The following is a 23788-nucleotide window of genomic DNA, read 5'->3' as shown; positions in this document are numbered from 1 at the left end:
TTATTTGCGTAGTCTGACCTCTTCTACCGCGTGATTAGCACTCTTTGTCAGGATTAAACTGGCGCGCTCACGAGTAGGTAGAATATTTTGCTTTAAGTTCAGCCAGTTGATCTCTTTCCACAATGTCATGGCAGTGTTAATCGCTTCTTCTTTAGTTAATTTCGCGTAGTTATGAAAATAGGAATCCGGGTCTGTAAAAGCCCCTTCGCGGAATTTCAGGAAACGGTTGATATACCACGTCTGAAGTAAGTCTTCCGGTGCATCAACATATATCGAAAAATCGACAAAATCAGAAACAAAAACATGATGTGGATCGTGTGGATAATCCATCCCGCTCTGTAAGACATTTAACCCTTCAAGAATTAAAATATCAGGCTGAACAACAGTTTTATCTCCATCCGGGATCACATCATAAATAAGATGCGAGTAAACAGGTGCCGTAACGTTTGGCACGCCGGATTTGAGATCGGAAACAAACTTCACCAGGCGATGCATATCATACGATTCCGGGAAGCCTTTCTTCTTCATCAGACCACGTTCTTTCAGCACCTGATTAGGGTGAAGGAAGCCATCAGTCGTGATCAGTTCAACACGACGATGCTCCGGCCAACGGCTTAATAGTGCCTGCAATACACGGGCGGTTGTACTTTTCCCCACCGCGACGCTACCTGCGATACTGATAATGTAAGGAATGCGTTGCCCGTTGGTACCAAGAAACTGTTCCAGAACTGCCTGACGGCGCAGATTCGAGCTTATATAGAAGTTCAGCAAACGTGACAGAGGTAAATAGATCTCGGCAACTTCTTCTAACGAGAGATCTTCATTAATACCTTTGAGACGGGCGATCTCATCTTCCGATAACGTCATAGGTACGGAATCACGCAGAGCTGCCCACTGGTTGCGGTCAAACTGTAGGTAAGGCGTCATTAACGTTTGCTCTTTTATACTCATAAGCATGTTTCTGGCGGTCATAGCTCTATCGGCAAAACGATATTTGCCATGGCGCGTCACAGTTCTGTTGAATGGGTTAATGGGCAGGAGGGTAACACCAGATGGGGAGGAATAATAAGAAAAAATCTCTCCCAGGAAGCTATCGTTGAAAAGCAATGTGACAGATATTCCATCTGATAAAAAGAATTGCGCTTTAGAAGGAGCGCATTGTTGAGAACAATGATGTTGAAAAAGTGTGCTAATTTGCCCTCTGTTCGACTGTTTCTTCATCGTGTCGCATAAAATGTGACCAATAAAACAAATTATGCAATTTTTTAGTTGCATGAACTCGCATGTCTCCATAGAATGCGCGCTACTTGATGCCGACTTAGCTCAGTAGGTAGAGCAACTGACTTGTAATCAGTAGGTCACCAGTTCGATTCCGGTAGTCGGCACCATCAAGTCCGGTGGGGTTCCCGAGCGGCCAAAGGGAGCAGACTGTAAATCTGCCGTCACAGACTTCGAAGGTTCGAATCCTTCCCCCACCACCAATTTCGGCCACGCGATGGCGTAGCCCGAGACGATAAGTTCGCTTACCGGCTCGAATAAAGAGAGCTTCTCTCGATATTCAGTGCAGAATGAAAATCAGGTAGCCGAGTTCCAGGATGCGGGCATCGTATAATGGCTATTACCTCAGCCTTCCAAGCTGATGATGCGGGTTCGATTCCCGCTGCCCGCTCCAAGATGTGCTGATATAGCTCAGTTGGTAGAGCGCACCCTTGGTAAGGGTGAGGTCGGCAGTTCGAATCTGCCTATCAGCACCACTTCTTTTCTCCTCCCTGTTTTTTCCTTCTGTTTATTGCATTCAACAAGTCGGGCATGTTGCCTGGTTGATGTGGTGATATCACCGATTTATCCGTGTCTTAGAGGGACAATCGATGTCTAAAGAAAAGTTTGAACGTACAAAACCGCACGTTAACGTCGGTACTATCGGCCACGTTGACCATGGTAAAACAACGCTGACCGCTGCAATCACTACCGTACTGGCTAAAACCTACGGCGGTGCTGCTCGCGCATTCGACCAGATCGATAACGCGCCGGAAGAAAAAGCTCGTGGTATCACCATCAACACTTCTCACGTTGAATATGACACCCCGACCCGTCACTACGCACACGTAGACTGCCCGGGGCACGCCGACTATGTTAAAAATATGATCACCGGTGCTGCTCAGATGGACGGCGCAATCCTGGTAGTTGCTGCGACTGACGGCCCGATGCCGCAGACTCGTGAGCACATCCTGCTGGGTCGTCAGGTAGGCGTTCCGTACATCATCGTGTTCCTGAACAAATGCGACATGGTTGATGACGAAGAGCTGCTGGAACTGGTTGAAATGGAAGTTCGTGAACTTCTGTCTCAGTACGACTTCCCGGGCGACGACACTCCGATCGTTCGTGGTTCTGCTCTGAAAGCGCTGGAAGGCGACGCCGAGTGGGAAGCGAAAATCCTGGAACTGGCTGGCTTCCTGGATTCTTACATTCCGGAACCAGAGCGTGCGATTGACAAGCCGTTCCTGCTGCCGATCGAAGACGTATTCTCCATCTCCGGTCGTGGTACCGTTGTTACCGGTCGTGTAGAACGCGGTATCATCAAAGTTGGTGAAGAAGTTGAAATCGTTGGTATCAAAGAGACTCAGAAGTCTACCTGTACTGGCGTTGAAATGTTCCGCAAACTGCTGGACGAAGGCCGTGCTGGTGAGAACGTAGGTGTTCTGCTGCGTGGTATCAAACGTGAAGAAATCGAACGTGGTCAGGTACTGGCTAAGCCGGGCACCATCAAGCCGCACACCAAGTTCGAATCTGAAGTGTACATTCTGTCCAAAGATGAAGGCGGCCGTCATACTCCGTTCTTCAAAGGCTACCGTCCGCAGTTCTACTTCCGTACTACTGACGTGACTGGTACCATCGAACTGCCGGAAGGCGTAGAGATGGTAATGCCGGGCGACAACATCAAAATGGTTGTTACCCTGATCCACCCGATCGCGATGGACGACGGTCTGCGTTTCGCAATCCGTGAAGGCGGCCGTACCGTTGGCGCGGGCGTTGTAGCAAAAGTTCTGAGCTAATTGCCGATAACATTTGACGCAATGCGCACTAAAAGGGCATCATTTGATGCCCTTTTTGCACGCTTTCGTACCAGAACCTGGCTCATCAGTGATTTTCTTTGTCATAATCATTGCTGAGACAGGCTCTGTTGAGGGCGTATAATCCGAAAAGCTAATACGCGTTTCGATTTGGTTTGCCTCGCGATCGCGGGGTGAAAATGTTTGTAGAATACTTCTGACAGGTTGGTTTATGAGTGCGAATACCGAAGCTCAAGGAAGCGGGCGCGGCCTGGAAGCGATGAAGTGGGTCGTTGTGGTGGCATTGCTCCTGGTAGCAATTGTCGGCAACTACCTTTATCGCGACATTATGCTGCCGCTGCGTGCGCTGGCCGTAGTAATTCTGATTGCTGCAGCGGGTGGTGTCGCGCTGTTAACGACAAAAGGAAAAGCAACCGTTGCTTTTGCCCGTGAAGCGCGTACCGAAGTCCGTAAGGTCATTTGGCCGACTCGCCAGGAAACATTGCACACCACGCTGATTGTGGCTGCGGTTACCGCAGTAATGTCACTGATCCTGTGGGGACTGGATGGTATTCTGGTTCGCCTGGTATCCTTTATCACTGGCCTGAGGTTCTGAGATGTCTGAAGCTCCTAAAAAGCGCTGGTACGTCGTTCAGGCGTTTTCCGGTTTTGAAGGCCGCGTAGCAACGTCGCTACGTGAGCATATCAAATTACATAACATGGAAGATTTGTTTGGTGAAGTCATGGTACCAACCGAAGAAGTGGTTGAAATCCGTGGCGGACAGCGTCGCAAAAGTGAACGCAAATTCTTCCCTGGCTACGTCCTCGTTCAGATGGTGATGAACGACGCGAGCTGGCACCTGGTGCGCAGCGTACCGCGTGTGATGGGCTTCATCGGCGGTACTTCCGATCGTCCTGCGCCAATCAGCGATAAAGAAGTGGATGCGATTATGAATCGCCTGCAGCAGGTTGGCGATAAGCCGCGTCCGAAAACGCTGTTTGAACCGGGTGAAATGGTTCGTGTTAATGATGGTCCGTTCGCTGACTTCAACGGTGTTGTTGAAGAAGTTGATTACGAGAAATCTCGTCTGAAAGTGTCTGTTTCTATCTTCGGTCGTGCGACCCCGGTAGAGCTGGACTTCAGCCAGGTTGAAAAAGCCTAACCCAGCGATCAAAAAAGCGGCGATTTAATCGTTGCACAAGGCGCGAGATTGGAATACAATTTCGCGCCTTTTGTTTTTATGGGCCTTGCCCGTAAAACGATTTTTTATATCACGGGGAGCCTCTCAGAGGCGTTATTACCCAACTTGAGGAATTTATAATGGCTAAGAAAGTACAAGCCTATGTCAAGCTGCAGGTTGCAGCTGGTATGGCTAACCCGAGTCCGCCAGTAGGTCCGGCTCTGGGTCAGCAGGGCGTAAACATCATGGAATTCTGCAAAGCGTTCAACGCAAAAACTGATTCCATCGAAAAAGGTCTGCCGATTCCGGTAGTAATCACCGTTTACGCTGACCGTTCTTTCACTTTCGTTACCAAGACTCCGCCGGCAGCAGTTCTGCTGAAAAAAGCGGCTGGTATCAAGTCTGGTTCCGGTAAGCCGAACAAAGACAAAGTGGGTAAAATTTCCCGCGCTCAGCTGCAGGAAATCGCGCAGACCAAAGCTGCCGACATGACTGGTGCCGACATTGAAGCGATGACTCGCTCCATCGAAGGTACTGCACGTTCCATGGGCCTGGTAGTGGAGGACTAAGAAATGGCTAAACTGACCAAGCGCATGCGTGTTATCCGCGAGAAAGTTGATGCAACCAAACAGTACGACATCAACGAAGCTATCGCTCTGCTGAAAGAGCTGGCGACTGCTAAATTCGTAGAAAGCGTGGACGTGGCTGTTAACCTCGGCATCGACGCTCGTAAATCTGACCAGAACGTACGTGGTGCAACTGTACTGCCGCACGGTACTGGCCGTTCCGTTCGCGTAGCCGTATTTACCCAGGGTGCAAACGCTGAAGCTGCTAAAGCTGCAGGCGCTGAACTGGTAGGTATGGAAGATCTGGCTGACCAGATCAAGAAAGGCGAAATGAACTTTGACGTTGTTATTGCTTCTCCGGATGCAATGCGCGTTGTTGGCCAGCTGGGCCAGGTTCTGGGTCCGCGCGGCCTGATGCCAAACCCGAAAGTGGGTACTGTAACGCCGAACGTTGCTGAAGCGGTTAAAAACGCTAAAGCTGGCCAGATTCGTTACCGTAACGACAAAAACGGCATCATCCACACCACCATCGGTAAAGTGGACTTTGACGCTGACAAACTGAAAGAAAACCTGGAAGCTCTGCTGGTTGCGCTGAAAAAAGCAAAACCGACTCAGGCTAAAGGCGTGTACATCAAGAAAGTTAGCATCTCCACCACCATGGGTGCAGGTGTTGCAGTTGACCAGGCTGGCCTGAGCGCTTCTGTAAACTAATGCCTTTACGTGGGCGGTGATTTTGTCTACAATCTTACCCCCACGTATAATGCTTAATGCAGACGTATATCCGAGATATTCGGGTTGTAGCAAGGCGGCAACTGAGTGAGTCGCCAGGAGCATAGCTAACTATGTGACTGGTGCGAACGAAGGAAGCCAACGCCGCTACAAGCTGAATAGCGACGGATAGAAAAGATTTGTTCGTTGGAGCCTGGCCTATCCAGGCCTCCGTCGAAGACCGCAGGAGTTTCGCAAGAAACTTAATCCCCTGCGTAGACGGTGACAGAACGCTAAGATTATTCTTTTATATTCTGGCTTGTTTCTGCTCACCGTAATTAAGACGCTCTCTCCGTTTGGAGGAGTGAAGTGAGTTCCAGAGATTTTCTCTGGCAAACATCCAGGAGCAAAGCTAATGGCTTTAAATCTTCAAGACAAACAAGCGATTGTTGCTGAAGTCAGCGAAGTAGCCAAAGGCGCGCTGTCTGCAGTAGTTGCGGATTCCCGTGGCGTAACTGTAGATAAAATGACTGAACTGCGTAAAGCAGGTCGCGAAGCTGGCGTATACATGCGTGTTGTTCGTAACACCCTGCTGCGCCGTGCTGTTGAAGGTACTCCGTTCGAGTGCCTGAAAGACGCGTTTGTTGGTCCGACCCTGATTGCATACTCTATGGAACATCCGGGCGCTGCTGCTCGTCTGTTCAAAGAGTTCGCGAAAGCGAATGCAAAATTTGAGGTCAAAGCCGCTGCCTTTGAAGGTGAGCTGATCCCGGCGTCTCAGATCGACCGCCTGGCAACTCTGCCGACCTACGAAGAAGCAATTGCACGCCTGATGGCAACCATGAAAGAAGCTTCGGCTGGCAAACTGGTTCGTACTCTGGCTGCTGTACGCGATGCGAAAGAAGCTGCTTAATCGCAGTTATCTTTTTAACGCATTCGCTTACGTATAAACTTATTCTGATATTCAGGAACAATTTAAATGTCTATCACTAAAGATCAAATCATTGAAGCAGTTGCAGCTATGTCTGTAATGGACGTTGTAGAACTGATCTCTGCAATGGAAGAAAAATTCGGTGTTTCCGCTGCTGCTGCTGTAGCTGTAGCTGCTGGCCCGGTTGAAGCTGCTGAAGAAAAAACTGAATTCGACGTAATTCTGAAAGCTGCTGGCGCTAACAAAGTTGCTGTTATCAAAGCAGTACGTGGCGCAACTGGCCTGGGTCTGAAAGAAGCTAAAGACCTGGTAGAATCTGCACCGGCTGCTCTGAAAGAAGGCGTGAGCAAAGACGACGCAGAAGCACTGAAAAAAGCTCTGGAAGAAGCTGGCGCTGAAGTTGAAGTTAAATAAGCCAACCCTTCCGGTTGCAGCCTGAGAAATCAGGCTGATGGCTGGTGACTTTTTAGTCACCAGCCTTTTTGCGCTGTAAGGCGCCAGTAGCGTTTCACACTGTTTGACTACTGCTGTGCCTTTCAATGCTTGTTTCTATCGACGACTTAATATACTGCGACAGGACGCCCGTTCTGTGTAAATCGCAATGAAATGGTTTAAGCGTGATAGCAACAGGCATTGCGGAAAGTGTTCCATTTTCCGGTCAACAAAATAGTGTTGCACAAACTGTCCGCTCAATGGACAGATGGGTCGACTTGTCAGCGAGCTGAGGAACCCTATGGTTTACTCCTATACCGAGAAAAAACGTATTCGTAAGGATTTTGGTAAACGTCCACAAGTTCTGGATGTACCTTATCTCCTTTCTATCCAGCTTGACTCGTTTCAGAAATTTATCGAGCAAGATCCTGAAGGGCAGTATGGTCTGGAAGCTGCTTTCCGTTCCGTATTCCCGATTCAGAGCTACAGCGGTAATTCCGAGCTGCAATACGTCAGCTACCGCCTTGGCGAACCGGTGTTTGACGTCCAGGAATGTCAAATCCGTGGCGTGACCTATTCCGCACCGCTGCGCGTTAAACTGCGTCTGGTGATCTATGAGCGCGAAGCGCCGGAAGGCACCGTAAAAGACATTAAAGAACAAGAAGTCTACATGGGCGAAATTCCGCTCATGACGGACAACGGTACCTTTGTTATCAACGGTACTGAGCGTGTTATCGTTTCCCAGCTGCACCGTAGTCCGGGCGTCTTCTTTGACTCCGACAAAGGTAAAACCCACTCTTCGGGTAAAGTGCTGTATAACGCGCGCATCATCCCTTACCGTGGTTCCTGGCTGGACTTCGAATTCGATCCGAAGGACAACCTGTTCGTACGTATCGACCGTCGCCGTAAACTGCCTGCGACCATCATTCTGCGTGCCCTGAACTACACCACAGAGCAGATCCTCGACCTGTTCTTTGAAAAAGTTATCTTTGAAATCCGTGATAACAAGCTGCAGATGGAACTGGTGCCGGAACGCCTGCGTGGTGAAACCGCATCTTTTGACATCGAAGCTAACGGTAAAGTGTACGTAGAAAAAGGCCGCCGCATTACTGCGCGCCACATTCGCCAGCTGGAAAAAGACGACGTCAAACTGATCGAAGTCCCGGTTGAGTACATCGCAGGTAAAGTGGTTGCTAAAGACTACATTGATGAGTCTACTGGTGAGCTGATCTGTGCTGCGAACATGGAGCTGAGCCTGGATCTGCTGGCTAAGCTGAGCCAGTCTGGTCACAAGCGTATCGAAACGCTGTTCACCAACGATCTGGATCACGGCCCGTATATCTCTGAAACCTTACGTGTCGACCCAACTAACGACCGTCTGAGCGCACTGGTAGAAATCTACCGCATGATGCGCCCTGGCGAGCCGCCGACTCGTGAAGCCGCTGAAAGCCTGTTCGAGAACCTGTTCTTCTCCGAAGACCGCTATGACTTGTCTGCGGTTGGTCGTATGAAGTTCAACCGTTCTCTGCTGCGCGACGAAATCGAAGGTTCCGGTATCCTGAGCAAAGACGACATCATTGATGTTATGAAAAAGCTCATCGATATCCGTAACGGTAAAGGCGAAGTCGATGATATCGACCACCTCGGTAACCGTCGTATCCGTTCCGTTGGCGAAATGGCGGAAAACCAGTTCCGCGTTGGCCTGGTACGTGTAGAGCGTGCGGTGAAAGAGCGTTTGTCTCTGGGCGATCTGGATACCCTGATGCCTCAGGATATGATCAACGCCAAACCGATTTCCGCAGCAGTGAAAGAGTTCTTTGGTTCCAGCCAGCTGTCTCAGTTTATGGACCAGAACAACCCGCTGTCTGAGATTACACACAAGCGTCGTATCTCTGCACTCGGCCCAGGCGGTCTGACCCGTGAACGTGCAGGCTTCGAAGTTCGAGACGTACACCCGACTCACTACGGTCGCGTATGTCCAATCGAAACCCCTGAAGGTCCGAACATCGGTCTGATCAACTCCCTGTCCGTGTACGCACAGACTAACGAATATGGCTTCCTTGAGACGCCGTACCGTAAAGTGATCGACGGTGTTGTAACCGACGAAATTCACTATCTGTCTGCTATCGAAGAAGGCAACTACGTTATCGCCCAGGCGAACTCCAACCTGGATGAAGAAGGCCACTTCGTAGAAGACCTGGTAACTTGCCGTAGCAAAGGCGAATCCAGCTTGTTCAGCCGCGACCAGGTTGACTACATGGACGTATCCACCCAGCAGGTGGTATCCGTCGGTGCGTCCCTGATCCCGTTCCTTGAACACGATGACGCCAACCGTGCATTGATGGGTGCGAACATGCAACGTCAGGCCGTTCCGACTCTGCGTGCTGATAAGCCGCTGGTTGGTACGGGTATGGAACGTGCTGTTGCCGTTGACTCCGGTGTAACTGCGGTTGCTAAACGTGGTGGTGTCGTTCAGTACGTGGATGCTTCCCGTATCGTTATCAAAGTTAACGAAGACGAGATGTATCCGGGCGAAGCGGGTATCGACATCTACAACCTGACCAAATACACCCGTTCTAACCAGAACACCTGTATCAACCAGATGCCGTGTGTGTCTCTGGGTGAACCGGTAGAGCGCGGCGACGTGCTGGCAGACGGTCCGTCCACCGATCTCGGTGAACTGGCGCTCGGTCAGAACATGCGCGTAGCGTTCATGCCGTGGAATGGTTACAACTTCGAAGACTCCATCCTCGTATCCGAGCGTGTTGTTCAGGAAGACCGTTTCACCACCATCCACATTCAGGAACTGGCATGTGTGTCCCGTGACACCAAGCTGGGGCCAGAAGAGATCACTGCTGACATCCCGAACGTAGGTGAAGCTGCGCTCTCCAAACTGGATGAATCCGGTATCGTTTACATTGGTGCGGAAGTAACCGGTGGCGACATTCTGGTTGGTAAGGTAACGCCGAAAGGTGAAACTCAGCTGACCCCAGAAGAAAAACTGCTGCGTGCGATCTTCGGTGAGAAAGCGTCTGACGTTAAAGACTCTTCTCTGCGCGTACCAAACGGTGTATCCGGTACGGTTATCGACGTTCAGGTCTTTACTCGCGATGGCGTAGAAAAAGACAAACGTGCGCTGGAAATCGAAGAAATGCAGCTCAAACAGGCGAAGAAAGACCTGTCTGAAGAACTGCAGATCCTCGAAGCGGGTCTGTTCAGCCGTATCCGTGCTGTGCTGGTAGCCGGTGGCGTTGAAGCTGAGAAGCTCGACAAACTGCCGCGCGATCGCTGGCTGGAGCTGGGCCTGACCGACGAAGAGAAACAAAATCAGCTGGAACAGCTGGCTGAGCAGTATGACGAACTGAAACACGAGTTCGAGAAGAAACTCGAAGCGAAACGCCGCAAAATCACCCAGGGCGACGATCTGGCACCGGGCGTGCTGAAGATTGTTAAGGTATATCTGGCGGTTAAACGCCGTATCCAGCCTGGTGACAAGATGGCAGGTCGTCACGGTAACAAGGGTGTAATTTCTAAGATCAACCCGATAGAAGATATGCCTTACGATGAAAACGGTACGCCGGTAGACATCGTACTGAACCCGCTGGGCGTACCGTCTCGTATGAACATCGGTCAGATCCTCGAAACCCACCTGGGTATGGCTGCGAAAGGTATCGGCGACAAGATCAACGCCATGCTGAAACAGCAGCAAGAAGTCGCGAAACTGCGCGAATTCATCCAGCGTGCGTACGATCTGGGCGCTGACGTTCGTCAGAAAGTTGACCTAAGTACCTTCAGCGATGAAGAAGTTATGCGTCTGGCTGAAAACCTGCGCAAAGGTATGCCAATCGCAACGCCGGTCTTCGACGGTGCGAAAGAAGCAGAAATTAAAGAACTGCTGAAACTTGGCGACCTGCCGACTTCTGGTCAGATCCGCCTGTACGACGGTCGCACTGGTGAACAGTTCGAACGTCCGGTAACCGTGGGTTACATGTACATGCTGAAACTGAACCACCTGGTCGACGACAAGATGCACGCGCGTTCCACCGGTTCTTACAGCCTGGTTACTCAGCAGCCGCTGGGTGGTAAGGCACAGTTCGGTGGTCAGCGTTTCGGGGAGATGGAAGTGTGGGCGCTGGAAGCATACGGCGCAGCGTACACCCTGCAGGAAATGCTCACCGTTAAGTCTGATGACGTGAACGGTCGTACCAAGATGTATAAAAACATCGTGGACGGCAACCATCAGATGGAGCCGGGCATGCCAGAATCCTTCAACGTATTGTTGAAAGAGATTCGTTCGCTGGGTATCAACATCGAACTGGAAGACGAGTAATTCTCGCTCAAACAGGTCACTGCTGTCGGGGTAAAACCCGGCAGCGGATTGTGCTAACTCCGACGGGAGCAAATCCGTGAAAGATTTATTAAAGTTTCTGAAAGCGCAGACTAAAACCGAAGAGTTTGATGCGATCAAAATTGCTCTGGCTTCGCCAGACATGATCCGTTCATGGTCTTTCGGTGAAGTTAAAAAGCCGGAAACCATCAACTACCGTACGTTCAAACCAGAACGTGACGGCCTTTTCTGCGCCCGTATCTTTGGGCCGGTAAAAGATTACGAGTGCCTGTGCGGTAAGTACAAGCGCCTGAAACACCGTGGCGTCATCTGTGAGAAGTGCGGCGTTGAAGTGACCCAGACTAAAGTACGCCGTGAGCGTATGGGCCATATCGAACTGGCTTCCCCGACCGCGCACATCTGGTTCCTGAAATCGCTGCCGTCCCGTATCGGCCTGCTGCTCGATATGCCGCTGCGCGATATCGAACGCGTACTGTACTTCGAATCCTATGTGGTTATCGAAGGCGGTATGACCAACCTGGAGCGTCAGCAGATCCTGACTGAAGAGCAGTATCTGGACGCGCTGGAAGAGTTCGGTGACGAATTCGACGCGAAAATGGGTGCGGAAGCAATCCAGGCTCTGCTGAAGAGCATGGATCTGGAGCAAGAGTGCGAACAGCTGCGTGAAGAGCTGAACGAAACCAACTCCGAAACTAAGCGTAAGAAGCTGACCAAGCGTATCAAACTGCTGGAAGCGTTCGTTCAGTCTGGTAACAAACCAGAGTGGATGATCCTGACCGTTCTGCCGGTACTGCCGCCAGATCTGCGTCCGCTGGTTCCGCTGGATGGTGGTCGTTTCGCGACTTCTGACCTGAACGATCTGTATCGTCGCGTCATTAACCGTAACAACCGTCTGAAACGTCTGCTGGATCTGGCTGCGCCGGACATCATCGTACGTAACGAAAAACGTATGCTGCAGGAAGCGGTAGACGCCCTGTTGGATAACGGTCGTCGCGGTCGTGCGATCACCGGTTCTAACAAGCGTCCTCTGAAATCTTTGGCCGACATGATCAAAGGTAAACAGGGTCGTTTCCGTCAGAACCTGCTCGGTAAGCGTGTTGACTACTCCGGTCGTTCTGTAATCACCGTAGGTCCATACCTGCGTCTGCATCAGTGCGGTCTGCCGAAGAAAATGGCACTGGAACTGTTCAAACCGTTCATCTACGGCAAGCTGGAACTGCGTGGTCTTGCTACCACCATTAAAGCTGCGAAGAAAATGGTTGAGCGCGAAGAAGCTGTCGTTTGGGATATCCTGGACGAAGTTATCCGCGAACACCCGGTACTGCTGAACCGTGCACCGACTCTGCACCGTCTGGGTATCCAGGCATTTGAACCGGTACTGATCGAAGGCAAAGCTATCCAGCTGCACCCGCTGGTTTGTGCGGCATATAACGCCGACTTCGATGGTGACCAGATGGCTGTTCACGTACCGCTGACGCTGGAAGCCCAGCTGGAAGCGCGTGCGCTGATGATGTCTACTAACAACATCCTGTCCCCGGCGAACGGCGAACCAATCATCGTTCCGTCTCAGGACGTTGTATTGGGTCTGTACTACATGACCCGCGACTGTGTTAACGCCAAAGGCGAAGGCATGGTGCTGACTGGCCCGAAAGAAGCAGAACGTCTGTATCGCTCTGGTCTGGCTTCTCTGCATGCGCGCGTTAAAGTGCGTATCACCGAGTATGAAAAAGATGCTAACGGTGAATTAGTAGCGAAAACCAGCCTGAAAGATACGACCGTTGGCCGTGCCATTCTGTGGATGATTGTACCGAAAGGTCTGCCTTACTCCATCGTCAACCAGGCGCTGGGTAAGAAAGCAATCTCCAAAATGCTGAACACCTGCTACCGCATTCTCGGTCTGAAACCGACCGTTATTTTTGCGGACCAGATCATGTACACCGGCTTTGCATATGCAGCGCGTTCTGGTGCATCTGTTGGTATCGATGACATGGTCATCCCGGAGAAGAAACACGAAATCATCTCCGAGGCAGAAGCTGAAGTTGCTGAGATTCAGGAGCAGTTCCAGTCTGGTCTGGTAACTGCGGGCGAACGCTACAACAAAGTTATCGATATCTGGGCTGCGGCGAACGATCGTGTATCCAAAGCGATGATGGATAACCTGCAAACTGAAACCGTTATTAACCGTGACGGTCAGGAAGAGAAGCAGGTTTCCTTCAACAGCATCTACATGATGGCCGACTCCGGTGCGCGTGGTTCTGCGGCACAGATTCGTCAGCTGGCGGGTATGCGTGGTCTGATGGCGAAGCCGGATGGCTCCATCATCGAAACGCCAATCACCGCGAACTTCCGTGAAGGTCTGAACGTACTCCAGTACTTCATCTCAACCCACGGTGCTCGTAAAGGTCTGGCGGATACCGCACTGAAGACGGCGAACTCCGGTTACCTGACTCGTCGTCTGGTTGACGTTGCGCAGGACCTGGTGGTAACCGAAGACGATTGTGGTACCCATGAAGGTATCATGATGACGCCGGTTATTGAGGGTGGTGATGTTAAAGAGCCGCTGCGTGATCGCGTACTGGGTCGTGTAACTGCTGAAGACGTTCTGAAACCGGGTACTGCTGATATCCTGGTTCCGCGCAACACGCTGCTGCACGAACAGTGGTGTGACCTGCTGGAAGAGAACTCTGTCGACGCGGTTAAAGTACGTTCTGTTGTATCTTGTGACACCGACTTTGGTGTATGTGCGCACTGCTACGGTCGTGACCTGGCACGTGGCCACATCATCAACAAAGGTGAAGCAATCGGTGTTATCGCGGCACAGTCCATCGGTGAACCGGGTACACAGCTGACCATGCGTACGTTCCACATCGGTGGTGCGGCATCTCGTGCGGCTGCTGAATCCAGCATCCAGGTGAAAAACAAAGGTAGCATCAAGCTCAGCAACGTGAAGTCGGTTGTGAACTCCAGCGGCAAACTGGTTATCACTTCCCGTAACACCGAACTGAAATTGATCGACGAATTCGGTCGTACCAAAGAAAGCTATAAAGTGCCTTACGGTGCAGTACTGGCGAAAGGCGATGGCGAACAGGTTGCTGGCGGCGAGACCGTTGCAAACTGGGACCCGCACACCATGCCGGTTATCACCGAAGTAAGCGGTTTTGTACGCTTTACTGACATGATCGACGGCCAGACCATTACTCGTCAGACCGACGAATTGACCGGTCTGTCTTCGCTGGTGGTTCTGGATTCCGCAGAACGTACCGCAGGTGGTAAAGATCTGCGTCCGGCACTGAAAATCGTTGATGCTCAGGGTAACGACGTTCTGATCCCGGGTACCGACATGCCTGCGCAGTACTTCCTGCCGGGTAAAGCGATTGTTCAGCTGGAAGATGGCGTACAGATCAGCTCCGGTGACACCCTGGCGCGTATTCCGCAAGAATCTGGCGGTACCAAGGACATCACCGGTGGTCTGCCACGCGTTGCGGACCTGTTCGAAGCACGTCGTCCGAAAGAGCCGGCAATCCTGGCTGAAATCAGCGGTGTGGTTTCCTTCGGTAAAGAAACCAAAGGTAAACGTCGTCTGGTTATCACCCCGGTAGACGGTAGCGAGCCGTACGAAGAGATGATTCCGAAATGGCGTCAGCTCAACGTGTTCGAAGGTGAACGTGTAGAACGTGGTGACGTAATTTCCGATGGTCCGGAAGCGCCGCATGACATTCTGCGTCTGCGTGGTGTGCATGCTGTAACTCGTTACATCGTTAACGAAGTACAGGACGTATACCGTCTGCAGGGCGTTAAGATTAACGATAAACACATCGAAGTTATCGTTCGTCAGATGCTGCGTAAAGCTACCATCGTTAACGCGGGCAGCTCCGACTTCCTGGAAGGCGAACAGGTTGAATACTCTCGCGTCAAGATCGCAAACCGCGAACTGGAAGCGAACGGCAAAGTGGGTGCAACTTACTCCCGCGATCTGCTGGGTATCACCAAAGCGTCTCTGGCAACCGAGTCCTTCATCTCCGCGGCATCGTTCCAGGAGACCACTCGCGTGCTGACCGAAGCAGCCGTTGCGGGCAAACGCGACGAACTGCGCGGCCTGAAAGAGAACGTTATCGTGGGTCGTCTGATCCCGGCTGGTACCGGTTACGCGTATCACCAGGATCGTATGCGTCGCCGTGCTGCGGGTGAAGCTCCGGCTGCACCGCAGGTGACTGCAGAAGACGCATCTGCCAGCCTGGCAGAACTGCTGAACGCAGGTCTGGGCGGTTCTGATAACGAGTAATCGTTAATCCGCAAATAACGTAAAAACCCGCTTCGGCGGGTTTTTTTATGGGTGTTATTCAGAGGGCAAATTCTTCATGGGAAATATTAAGAAAGGCAGGGCGAAACGAGGAAGAAGCTTTTCGCCCTGGACAACATTCCTGCTGACGGTACTAACATAAAAAAACGCAACGCTTTCAACAACCTTGCGTTTTTCATCTTCCGTAGCTGCTCGGAATAAATTTACGTTCTTACATTTTGTCTCATGTCCTTTGCGAGGCGCGTCCCAGATAGCTGTCCCAGTCTTTCCACACCGGCTGCAAACCCTGAGCGGTTAACGCGGCGGCCACCGCTTCTGGTCTGCGATCGTCGTGCGGTGAGAACTGTTCCAGCTCGGGATGATTGTCGGCATAGCCACCAGGTTGCGTTTTCGAGAAGGCGCTGACGTTATTGATCGCCAGCGGAATAACGCGATCGCGAAACCACGGTGATTCCCGCGTGGAGAGTGACAGTTCAATCTCCGGCGCAAGTAGGCGGAAGGCGCAGATAGTTTGCACTAACTGGCGTTCATCCATAATCGACGCTGGCTCAATCCCGCCAGTACACGGGCGCAGGCGCGGGAAGGAGACAGAGTAACGGCTTTGCCAGTAATGTTGTTGCAGCCATAGCAAATGTTCGGCAACCATATAGCAGTCAACGCGCCAGCTGTCGGAAAGGCCGATTAGCGCGCCGAGGCCTATCTTATCTATCCCCGCACGGCCCAGCCGATCCGGCGTTTCCAGCCGCCAGAAGAAGTCCTGTTTTTTCCCTTTCAGATGATGGTGGGCGTATGTCGCCTCGTGATATGTCTCCTGATAAACCATCACCCCATCCAGACCAAGTTGCTTTAACTCGGCGTATTCCGCTTCCGCCAGTGGCTGTACTTCCATCTGTAGTGAAGAGAACTGTTCACGCAGGACAGGGAGATGACGACGAAAGTAATCCATCCCCACTTTCGCCTGATGTTCACCAGTGACCAGCAATAGATGTTCAAAGCCCATCTCCCGGATAGCGGCGCTTTCCCTGGCGATATCCGCTTCATCCAGCGTTTTACGCTTGATGCGATTGCTCATGGAAAATCCGCAGTACGTGCAGTCGTTAGCGCAAAGATTGGAAAGATAAAGCGGGACGTAGAAGCTGACGACGTTGCCAAATCGCTGACGGGTCAGAAGCTGCGCCCGTTGAGCCAGTGGTTCCAGGTATTCATCGGCGGCAGGTGATAGCAATGCCATCATATCGTCGCGAGTGAGTTGCGAAACATTGAGCGCCCGCTCTACGTCAGCTGCCGTTTTGCTGTTGATTCGCAGGCGGATGTCGTCCCAGTCCAGTTGTCGCCAGCGATCACTGAAGGTTTTCATGCCGATGCCTCCAGAAATCCGGTCAGCGGGCTAGTGGCATGAGCAAAATGACTGCGACTGCCCGGCCCGGACTGACGTGCCAGCAGGCCGGCGTCTACCGCCAGACGAAATGCCTTCGCCATGTTGACGGGATCGTCCGCGACGGCAATCGCCGTATTCACTAACACCGCATCGGCTCCCATTTCAAGCGCCTGCGCGGCATGGCTGGGAACGCCAATGCCAGCATCAACGACCACCGGAACCGTGGCTTGCTGGATAATAATCTCCAGCATGGCGCGGGTTTCCAGTCCCTGATTCGAGCCAATCGGCGCGCCGAGCGGCATCACCGCTGCACAGCCGACTTCTTCCAGACGTTTGCACAACACCGGATCGGCACCGCAGTAAGGCAGCACGACAAATCCCTGTTGTACCAGTGTTTCGGCGGCTTTCAGGGTTTCGATGGGATCGGGCAACAGCCAGCGGGCGTCAGGGTGAATCTCTAATTTTAGCCAGTTTGTGCCTAATGCTTCACGTGCCAGATGGGCGGCGAAAATGGCTTCTTCCGCTGTTTTCGCCCCGGAAGTATTCGGCAGCAGGGTCACACCCGCCGCGATAAGCGGTTCGAGGATAGCATCGTTGTGCTGGCGCAAGTCGACGCGTTTCATCGCCAGCGTCACCAGTTGGCTGCCGGAAGCGCGGATCGCCTCCACCATCAATTGTGAAGAGGCGAATTTCCCGGTGCCGGTAAACAGATGTGAATCAAACGTTTTGTCCGCAATACGTAACATCTCAACCCCCTGCAATAACCTGAAAAAGCAGGATCTGGTCGCCATCCTGCACGATATGTTGCGCCCACTGCTCTCGCGGGATGATTTGCTGGTTAATCGCCAGCGCCGCGCCCGCTTGTTGTTGATTGAGTTGCACGAGCAGATCGTGAACAGTTAGCCCGGCGACGCACTGCATCGGTTGATCGTTAAACAGGAGCTGCATTGCTTCCTCCGCATACCGGGCAACCGCTGGCGCGGCGCAACGCCAGGTTGCGCCATTGGTTTAATTTACCGTCAAACAGTCGAAGATATCCCGCAGGGGTCTCTATACCACTCAATAGCTTAATTGCTTCCAGTGACTGTAACGTGCCCATGACCCCGACCACCGGGCCAACCACGCCTGCCGTGCGGCAGTTGCGTTCAGGCTCCTGGTTATCCGGCCACAGGCAGCGGTAACACCCCTGTTCCCAGGGCGGTGTCAGCACCATCAACTGACCACCAAATCCGACCGCGCTGGCGGTGATAAGCGGTGTGTTAAGTGCTACGCAGGCGGCATTAATCTCCTGGCGAGTCGCCATGTTGTCGGTACAGTCGAGAACCACATCGACCCGTGCTACCGCATCTTTTAACGCCTTACCCATTAACCGTTGTTGTAATGCTGTCAGTTGAATGTCGGGATTTAACTGTGTCAGTCGCTGTTGGCTGACCTGCGATTTCGGGCGATCGATATCTTCAGTGGTAAAGAGGATTTGTCGTTGCAGATTGCTCAAATGCACATCGTCGTCATCTGCCAGTACCAGCGTCCCGACACCAGCTCCCGCCAGGTATAGTGCAGCAGGTGTACCCAACCCACCCAGACCGATAATCAGCACCTGGCTGTCGAGCAGTTTTTGCTGCCCGTCAAGAGCGATATCGTCGAGCAGGATTTGACGGCTATAACGCATAAAATCACGGTCATTCATCGCCAACTCCTGCAATTTCCAGCAACTGTTCCGTTGCCAAACGCCAGTCTGCGGCCTGGGTAATGGCACTGACGACGGCGATACTGCCAACACCTGTCGCCATCACCGCAGGTGCGCGCGGCAGGCTGATACCGCCAATCGCTACAGTGGGATAATCAGCCAGGCGCTCAACATGCCGTGCCAGCTGTTCCAGCCCCTGCGGTGCAGAAGGCATCTGTTTGGTTTGCGTCGGGAACACATGTCCTAGCGCGATATAAGAAGGACGTGCTGCCAGCGCGACGTCGATCTCCATATCATCATGAGTCGAAACGCCCAGCCGCAGGCCCGCTGCACGGATGGCATTGAGATCGGTGGTTTGCAAATCTTCCTGTCCCAGATGGACGCCATACGCCTGATGCTTAATCGCCAGCCGCCAGTAATCGTTGATAAACAGCCGTGCGTTATAGCGGCGGCCCAGCGCAATTGCTGCCACGACATCGGCTTCCACTTCTTCATCGCGCCGATCTTTGATGCGCAGCTGGAGAGTACGCACGCCTGCATCCAACAGACGTTCGATCCACTGTACGCTGTCCACTACCGGGTACAGTCCTAAACGAAAAGGTACGTGAGGAAAATCAGGCTGATACATCACGCTTCCTCCTTACGCAGGTATATTTCTCCACCTCTGGCACGGAAGTTCTCCGACATATCCGCCATTCCCACTTCAATGGTTTGCGCGGCGGCATAGTCACGCACTTCCTGGCTGATTTTCATCGAGCAGAATTTCGGCCCACACATGGAGCAAAAATGGGCGACTTTGCCGGATTCTTGCGGCAGGGTTTCATCGTGATAAGCGCGGGCGGTAAACGGGTCGAGGGCCAGATTAAACTGGTCTTCCCAGCGAAATTCGAAGCGGGCTTTCGACATGGCGTTATCGCGAATTTGCGCGCCCGGATGCCCTTTCGCCAGGTCGGCGGCGTGGGCGGCAATCTTATAGGTGATAAGCCCCTGCTTAACATCTTCTTTATTAGGCAGACCCAGATGCTCTTTTGGCGTTACGTAACAGAGCATCGCGCAGCCAAACCAGCCAATCATCGCCGCGCCAATCCCCGATGTGAAGTGGTCATAACCCGGCGCAATATCAGTAGTTAGCGGCCCGAGGGTATAGAACGGTGCTTCGTGGCAGTGCTCTAACTCCTCGGTCATATTGCGGCGGATCATCTGCATCGGCACGTGGCCTGGACCTTCAATCATCACCTGCACGTCATATTCCCAGGCGATTTTGGTCAGTTCGCCCAGCGTATGTAGCTCGGCAAACTGCGCTTCATCGTTGGCGTCCTGAATAGAACCGGGGCGCAGGCCGTCGCCCAAGGACAACGAAACATCATAAGCGGCACAGATTTCACAAATTTCGCGGAAGTGTTGATAGAGGAAATTTTCCTGATGATGGGAGAGGCACCATTTCGCCATAATCGAACCGCCGCGAGAGACGATACCGGTCAGGCGTTTCGCGGTCATCGGCACGTAGCGCAGTAGCACGCCCGCATGGATAGTGAAGTAATCCACACCTTGCTCGGCCTGTTCCAGCAGCGTGTCCCGGAACGCTTCCCAGGTAAGATCTTCAGCGATCCCATTAACCTTCTCCAGCGCCTGGTAGATCGGCACTGTACCAATAGGCACCGGGCTGTTACGCAAAATCCATTCGCGAGTTTCGTGAATATAGCGACCGGTGGAAAGATCCATCACTGTATCCGCCCCCCAGCGCGTAGACCATACCAGCTTTTCCACTTCTTCTTCGATGGAAGAGGTGACTGCCGAGTTGCCGATATTGGCGTTAACCTTCACCAGAAAGTTGCGACCAATAATCATCGGCTCTGATTCCGGATGGTTGATGTTGGCGGGGATAATGGCACGTCCGGCAGCGACTTCATCACGGACAAATTCCGCAGTGATATTTTCCGGCAGGCGTGCGCCAAAGCTCATTCCCGGATGCTGGTGGCACAAAACTTCGTTACGAATGCGCTCGCGGCCCATATTCTCGCGGATGGCGATGAATTCCATCTCCGGTGTGATGATGCCCTGGCGGGCGTAGTGCAGTTGTGTGACGCGGTGGCCTGCTTTGGCGCGTTTTGGGGTTAATACGCCGCTAAAACGCAGCTCGTCGAGGCCATCATCTGCCAGCCGTGCTTTAGTGTAATCGGAACTGCGCACGGTAAGTTCTTCGGTATCGCCGCGTGCATCGATCCACGGCTGGCGTAGTTTTGCCAGTCCTTGCTGCACGTTAATGGCGATCTGCGGATCGCCATACGGACCGGAGGTATCGTAGACGGGAATCGCTTCGTTTTCTTCGTACTGCGGCTGTTCTTTGCTACCACCGATTAGCGTCGGGCTAAGCTGGATCTCACGCATCGGCACGCGCACGCCGGGTTGTGTGCCAGTGATGTAAATGCGTTTTGAGTTCGGAAAGGCGGTGCCTTCCAGGGTGTCGATAAAATGTTGGGCCTGGGCGCGTTGTTCGCGGCGGGTCAGTTTTGTTGCAGACATAGCTCATTCCAAAAAGTTAAGGACGTGGCTTGTCAGACGACGGATGAAGCAAGAGACGATCGCCGCAAAGGCGATGCGATAGCAGATTAACTCTTGTTCCCTTCGCAGGTATTAGCCTGATCAGGTTCCGCGGATCCCGAATAAACGGTCTCAGCCAGTTAAGGCACTCCGACAAGAAATTAGCCCCGCAAACGGGGCGTTGAATGTAAATTACGCGTTAACAGCGCAGAACTCAAGCAGGATGTTTGACGCGGGCGGCGTCAAGCACCAGCAGAATCAGCTTATCTTCCAGCACAAAGCGCGCTTCCAGGGCCTCGCCGATGTCAGATAAAACCTGTTGAAACTCAAGGTAATTATCATGATCGATAGCGGTTTCAAGGCTGGAATCGTAGTAATCCATAATCTGTTGGGTATTGGCTTCGAGTTGTGGCCAAATCTTCGCGGCGCGTGCGAGTTGCCCATTGCCTTCCAGTTTATGAAGAATGCGCTCATAAATACTGAAATGTCCGGCAGACAAGTAATCGACCAGGCTCTGACAAAAATCATCAAGGGCTTTTTCGTTTAGCCTCATGTACGATTCTTTGCCAGGCTTAATGCCAACCAGATTGTAGTAAGCCACGAGCAGATGCTTACGTACATGTAGCCAGCGATCAACCAGTTTGTTACTTCCTCTGACGCGCTCCGTCAGGTTATCGAGCTGGTTAAGCATGATTGACTCCGCAAGTTTGTATTCAAAAACTGCTCAGTGAGAAATGTAAAAACCATGTTAAACATGCCAGTGATGCAAAGGTAGTGCAAGAGCTATGGATCGTATAATTGAAAAATTAGATCACGGCTGGTGGGTCGTCAGCCATGAACAAAAATTATGGTTGCCGAAGGGAGAATTGCCATATGGCGAAGCGGCAAATTTCGATCTTGTGGGTCAGCGCGCACTACAAATCGGCGAATGGCAGGGGGAACCTGTTTGGTTAGTACAACAGCATCGGCGTCACGATATGGGGTCGGTACGTCAGGTCATTGATCTCGATGTTGGGCTGTTTCAACTGGCCGGACGTGGCGTGCAACTGGCGGAGTTTTACCGATCGCATAAATACTGTGGTTACTGCGGGCATGAAATGTATCCAAGCAAAACCGAATGGGCGATGCTGTGCAGCCATTGCCGTGAGCGTTACTACCCGCAAATCGCCCCCTGCATTATTGTTGCCATCCGTCGCGATGATTCGATCCTCCTCGCCCAGCATACCCGCCATCGTAACGGTGTCCATACGGTACTTGCCGGATTCGTCGAAGTGGGCGAAACCCTCGAGCAGGCGGTCGCGCGGGAAGTGATGGAAGAGAGCGGAATTAAAGTTAAAAACTTGCGGTACGTGACTTCCCAGCCGTGGCCGTTTCCCCAGTCGCTGATGACCGCATTTATGGCGGAATATGACAGCGGCGACATCGTGATTGATCCGAAAGAGCTGCTCGAGGCGAACTGGTATCGCTACGATGATTTACCGTTACTTCCGCCGCCCGGCACCGTGGCGCGCCGTCTGATAGAAGATACGGTGGCGATGTGTCGGGCAGAGTATGAGTGATGATACACTGACCGCCTGACGCACTAAGGAACAGCCAAAATGACCGAACTCAAAAACGATCGTTATCTGCGGGCGCTGCTGCGCCAGCCCGTTGATGTCACTCCAGTATGGATGATGCGCCAGGCGGGTCGCTATCTACCGGAATATAAAGCCACGCGCGCCCAGGCGGGCGATTTTATGTCGCTGTGCAAAAATGCAGAGCTGGCGTGCGAAGTGACTTTGCAACCGCTGCGTCGCTATCCGCTGGATGCGGCGATCCTCTTTTCCGATATCCTCACCGTGCCGGACGCGATGGGGTTAGGGCTCTATTTTGAAGCCGGAGAAGGTCCGCGCTTTACCTCGCCAGTCACCTGCAAAGCTGACGTTGATAAACTGCCAATTCCGGACCCGGAAGATGAGCTGGGTTATGTGATGAACGCGGTGCGTACTATTCGCCGCGAACTGAAAGGCGAAGTGCCGCTGATTGGTTTTTCCGGCAGCCCGTGGACGCTGGCGACCTATATGGTGGAAGGTGGCAGCAGCAAAGCGTTCACCGTGATCAAAAAGATGATGTATGCCGATCCACAGGCGCTGCACGCTCTGCTCGATAAACTGGCGAAAAGCGTCACTTTGTATCTGAATGCGCAAATTAAAGCTGGTGCTCAGGCCGTGATGATCTTCGATACCTGGGGCGGCGTGCTCACCGGGCGCGATTATCAACAGTTCTCGCTCTATTACATGCATAAAATAGTTGATGGTTTACTGCGTGAAAACGACGGTCGCCGTGTACCGGTCACCCTGTTTACCAAAGGCGGTGGACAGTGGCTGGAAGCTATGGCGGAAACGGGTTGCGATGCGCTGGGCCTCGACTGGACAACGGATATCGCTGATGCGCGCCGCCGCGTGGGCAATAAAGTCGCGCTGCAGGGTAATATGGATCCGTCGATGCTGTACGCGCCACCTGCCCGCATTGAAGAAGAAGTCGCGACTATACTTGCAGGTTTCGGTCACGGCGAAGGTCATGTCTTTAACCTTGGTCACGGCATTCATCAGGATGTGCCGCCAGAACATGCTGGCGTGTTTGTGGAGGCTGTGCATCGGTTGTCTGAACAATATCACCGCTAAGGA

At 52.5% G+C, this 23788-nt stretch carries 19 protein-coding genes, 4 tRNA genes and 1 riboswitch; of the genes, 15 read left to right on the top strand and 8 right to left on the bottom strand.

Annotation, left to right across the window (positions count from 1 at the left end):
* Window positions 1-951, bottom strand: coding sequence for a type I pantothenate kinase (gene coaA, locus AABJ99_RS22325; protein WP_000023085.1), 951 nt, complete (start codon window positions 949-951; stop codon window positions 1-3).
* A 361-nt stretch (window positions 952-1312) separates the two neighbouring features.
* Between coaA and AABJ99_RS22320 the strand changes: the two genes are divergently transcribed.
* From AABJ99_RS22320 to rpoC, 13 genes are all read left to right on the top strand, one after another.
* Window positions 1313-1388 (top strand) — tRNA-Thr (locus AABJ99_RS22320).
* A gap of 8 nt (window positions 1389-1396) precedes the next feature.
* Window positions 1397-1481, top strand: a tRNA-Tyr gene (locus AABJ99_RS22315).
* A gap of 116 nt (window positions 1482-1597) precedes the next feature.
* Window positions 1598-1672: transfer RNA gene (locus AABJ99_RS22310), tRNA-Gly, on the top strand.
* A 6-nt stretch (window positions 1673-1678) separates the two neighbouring features.
* Window positions 1679-1754 (top strand) — tRNA-Thr (locus AABJ99_RS22305).
* A 114-nt stretch (window positions 1755-1868) separates the two neighbouring features.
* Window positions 1869-3053, top strand: a complete 1185-nt coding sequence (gene tuf, locus AABJ99_RS22300) for an elongation factor Tu (protein ID WP_000031784.1) — start codon at window positions 1869-1871, stop codon at window positions 3051-3053.
* 229 nt (window positions 3054-3282) lie between these two features.
* Window positions 3283-3666, top strand: coding sequence for a preprotein translocase subunit SecE (gene secE / locus AABJ99_RS22295; protein WP_001275702.1), 384 nt, complete (start codon window positions 3283-3285; stop codon window positions 3664-3666).
* 1 nt (window position 3667) lies between these two features.
* Entirely contained in the window at window positions 3668-4213 is a 546-nt protein-coding gene (nusG, locus tag AABJ99_RS22290) for a transcription termination/antitermination protein NusG (protein WP_001287516.1), read from the top strand.
* Between the two features lie 158 nt (window positions 4214-4371).
* Window positions 4372-4800, top strand: a complete 429-nt coding sequence (gene rplK / locus AABJ99_RS22285) for a 50S ribosomal protein L11 (RefSeq protein ID WP_001085926.1) — start codon at window positions 4372-4374, stop codon at window positions 4798-4800.
* Between the two features lie 3 nt (window positions 4801-4803).
* Entirely contained in the window at window positions 4804-5508 is a 705-nt protein-coding gene (rplA, locus tag AABJ99_RS22280; protein ID WP_001096680.1) for a 50S ribosomal protein L1, read from the top strand.
* Between the two features lie 412 nt (window positions 5509-5920).
* Window positions 5921-6418 carry a 50S ribosomal protein L10 gene (gene rplJ, locus AABJ99_RS22275; RefSeq protein ID WP_001207201.1) on the top strand — a complete coding sequence of 166 codons (498 nt, stop codon included), beginning with the start codon at window positions 5921-5923 and terminating at the stop codon, window positions 6416-6418.
* A gap of 66 nt (window positions 6419-6484) precedes the next feature.
* Entirely contained in the window at window positions 6485-6850 is a 366-nt protein-coding gene (gene rplL / locus AABJ99_RS22270; protein ID WP_000028878.1) for a 50S ribosomal protein L7/L12, read from the top strand.
* A gap of 319 nt (window positions 6851-7169) precedes the next feature.
* Window positions 7170-11198: a DNA-directed RNA polymerase subunit beta gene (gene rpoB, locus AABJ99_RS22265; RefSeq protein ID WP_001353730.1), complete on the top strand. Its 4029-nt coding sequence runs from the start codon at window positions 7170-7172 to the stop codon at window positions 11196-11198.
* A gap of 76 nt (window positions 11199-11274) precedes the next feature.
* Window positions 11275-15498: a DNA-directed RNA polymerase subunit beta' gene (gene rpoC, locus AABJ99_RS22260; protein ID WP_000653947.1), complete on the top strand. Its 4224-nt coding sequence runs from the start codon at window positions 11275-11277 to the stop codon at window positions 15496-15498.
* Window positions 15499-15739: 241 nt separating this feature from the next.
* Here the strand turns inward: rpoC and thiH are convergent, their stop codons facing one another.
* The 7 genes from thiH to rsd all read right to left on the bottom strand — a co-directional run bounded on the left by thiH (window position 15740) and on the right by rsd (window position 21813).
* Entirely contained in the window at window positions 15740-16873 is a 1134-nt protein-coding gene (gene thiH / locus AABJ99_RS22255) for a 2-iminoacetate synthase ThiH (RefSeq protein WP_039021950.1), read from the bottom strand.
* The gene (gene thiG / locus AABJ99_RS22250; protein WP_039021949.1) at window positions 16870-17640 is read right to left on the bottom strand and encodes a thiazole synthase; all 771 of its coding nucleotides are present in this window, start codon (window positions 17638-17640) and stop codon (window positions 16870-16872) included. Before thiG ends, thiH begins: the two co-directional genes overlap by 4 nt.
* 1 nt (window position 17641) lies before the next feature.
* Window positions 17642-17842 carry a sulfur carrier protein ThiS gene (gene thiS, locus AABJ99_RS22245; RefSeq protein WP_039021948.1) on the bottom strand — a complete coding sequence of 67 codons (201 nt, stop codon included), beginning with the start codon at window positions 17840-17842 and terminating at the stop codon, window positions 17642-17644.
* Window positions 17826-18581, bottom strand: a complete 756-nt coding sequence (gene thiF / locus AABJ99_RS22240; protein ID WP_039021947.1) for a thiazole biosynthesis adenylyltransferase ThiF — start codon at window positions 18579-18581, stop codon at window positions 17826-17828. The genes thiS and thiF overlap by 17 nt, the downstream gene beginning before the upstream one ends.
* Window positions 18574-19209, bottom strand: a complete 636-nt coding sequence (thiE, locus tag AABJ99_RS22235; protein WP_039021946.1) for a thiamine phosphate synthase — start codon at window positions 19207-19209, stop codon at window positions 18574-18576. The genes thiF and thiE overlap by 8 nt, the downstream gene beginning before the upstream one ends.
* A complete protein-coding gene (gene thiC, locus AABJ99_RS22230; protein WP_039021945.1) occupies window positions 19209-21104 on the bottom strand; it encodes a phosphomethylpyrimidine synthase ThiC in 1896 nt (631 codons plus the stop codon). Before thiC ends, thiE begins: the two co-directional genes overlap by 1 nt.
* Window positions 21105-21184: 80 nt before the next feature.
* A riboswitch (TPP riboswitch) is annotated at window positions 21185-21285 on the bottom strand.
* 51 nt (window positions 21286-21336) lie between these two features.
* Window positions 21337-21813 (bottom strand): sigma D regulator, encoded by a 477-nt coding sequence (gene rsd, locus AABJ99_RS22225; RefSeq protein WP_000934302.1) that lies wholly within the window; start codon window positions 21811-21813, stop codon window positions 21337-21339.
* 94 nt (window positions 21814-21907) lie between these two features.
* Here rsd and nudC point away from each other — a divergent pair, with 94 nt between their 5' ends.
* Together nudC and hemE are read left to right on the top strand one after the other, a co-directional pair.
* Complete coding sequence (gene nudC, locus AABJ99_RS22220) at window positions 21908-22681, top strand: NAD(+) diphosphatase (RefSeq protein WP_039021944.1); 774 nt, start codon at window positions 21908-21910, stop codon at window positions 22679-22681.
* Window positions 22682-22720: 39 nt separating this feature from the next.
* The gene (hemE, locus tag AABJ99_RS22215; protein WP_000137657.1) at window positions 22721-23785 is read left to right on the top strand and encodes a uroporphyrinogen decarboxylase; all 1065 of its coding nucleotides are present in this window, start codon (window positions 22721-22723) and stop codon (window positions 23783-23785) included.
* Window positions 23786-23788 lie beyond the last annotated feature (3 nt).

The organism is Escherichia coli, from assembly GCF_036503815.1.
In the GTDB taxonomy this organism is placed as follows: Bacteria; Pseudomonadota; Gammaproteobacteria; order Enterobacterales; family Enterobacteriaceae; genus Escherichia; species Escherichia coli_F.
The sequence above is the reverse complement of the archived record's forward strand: the minus strand, read 5'-3'. Positions and strand labels throughout refer to the sequence as shown.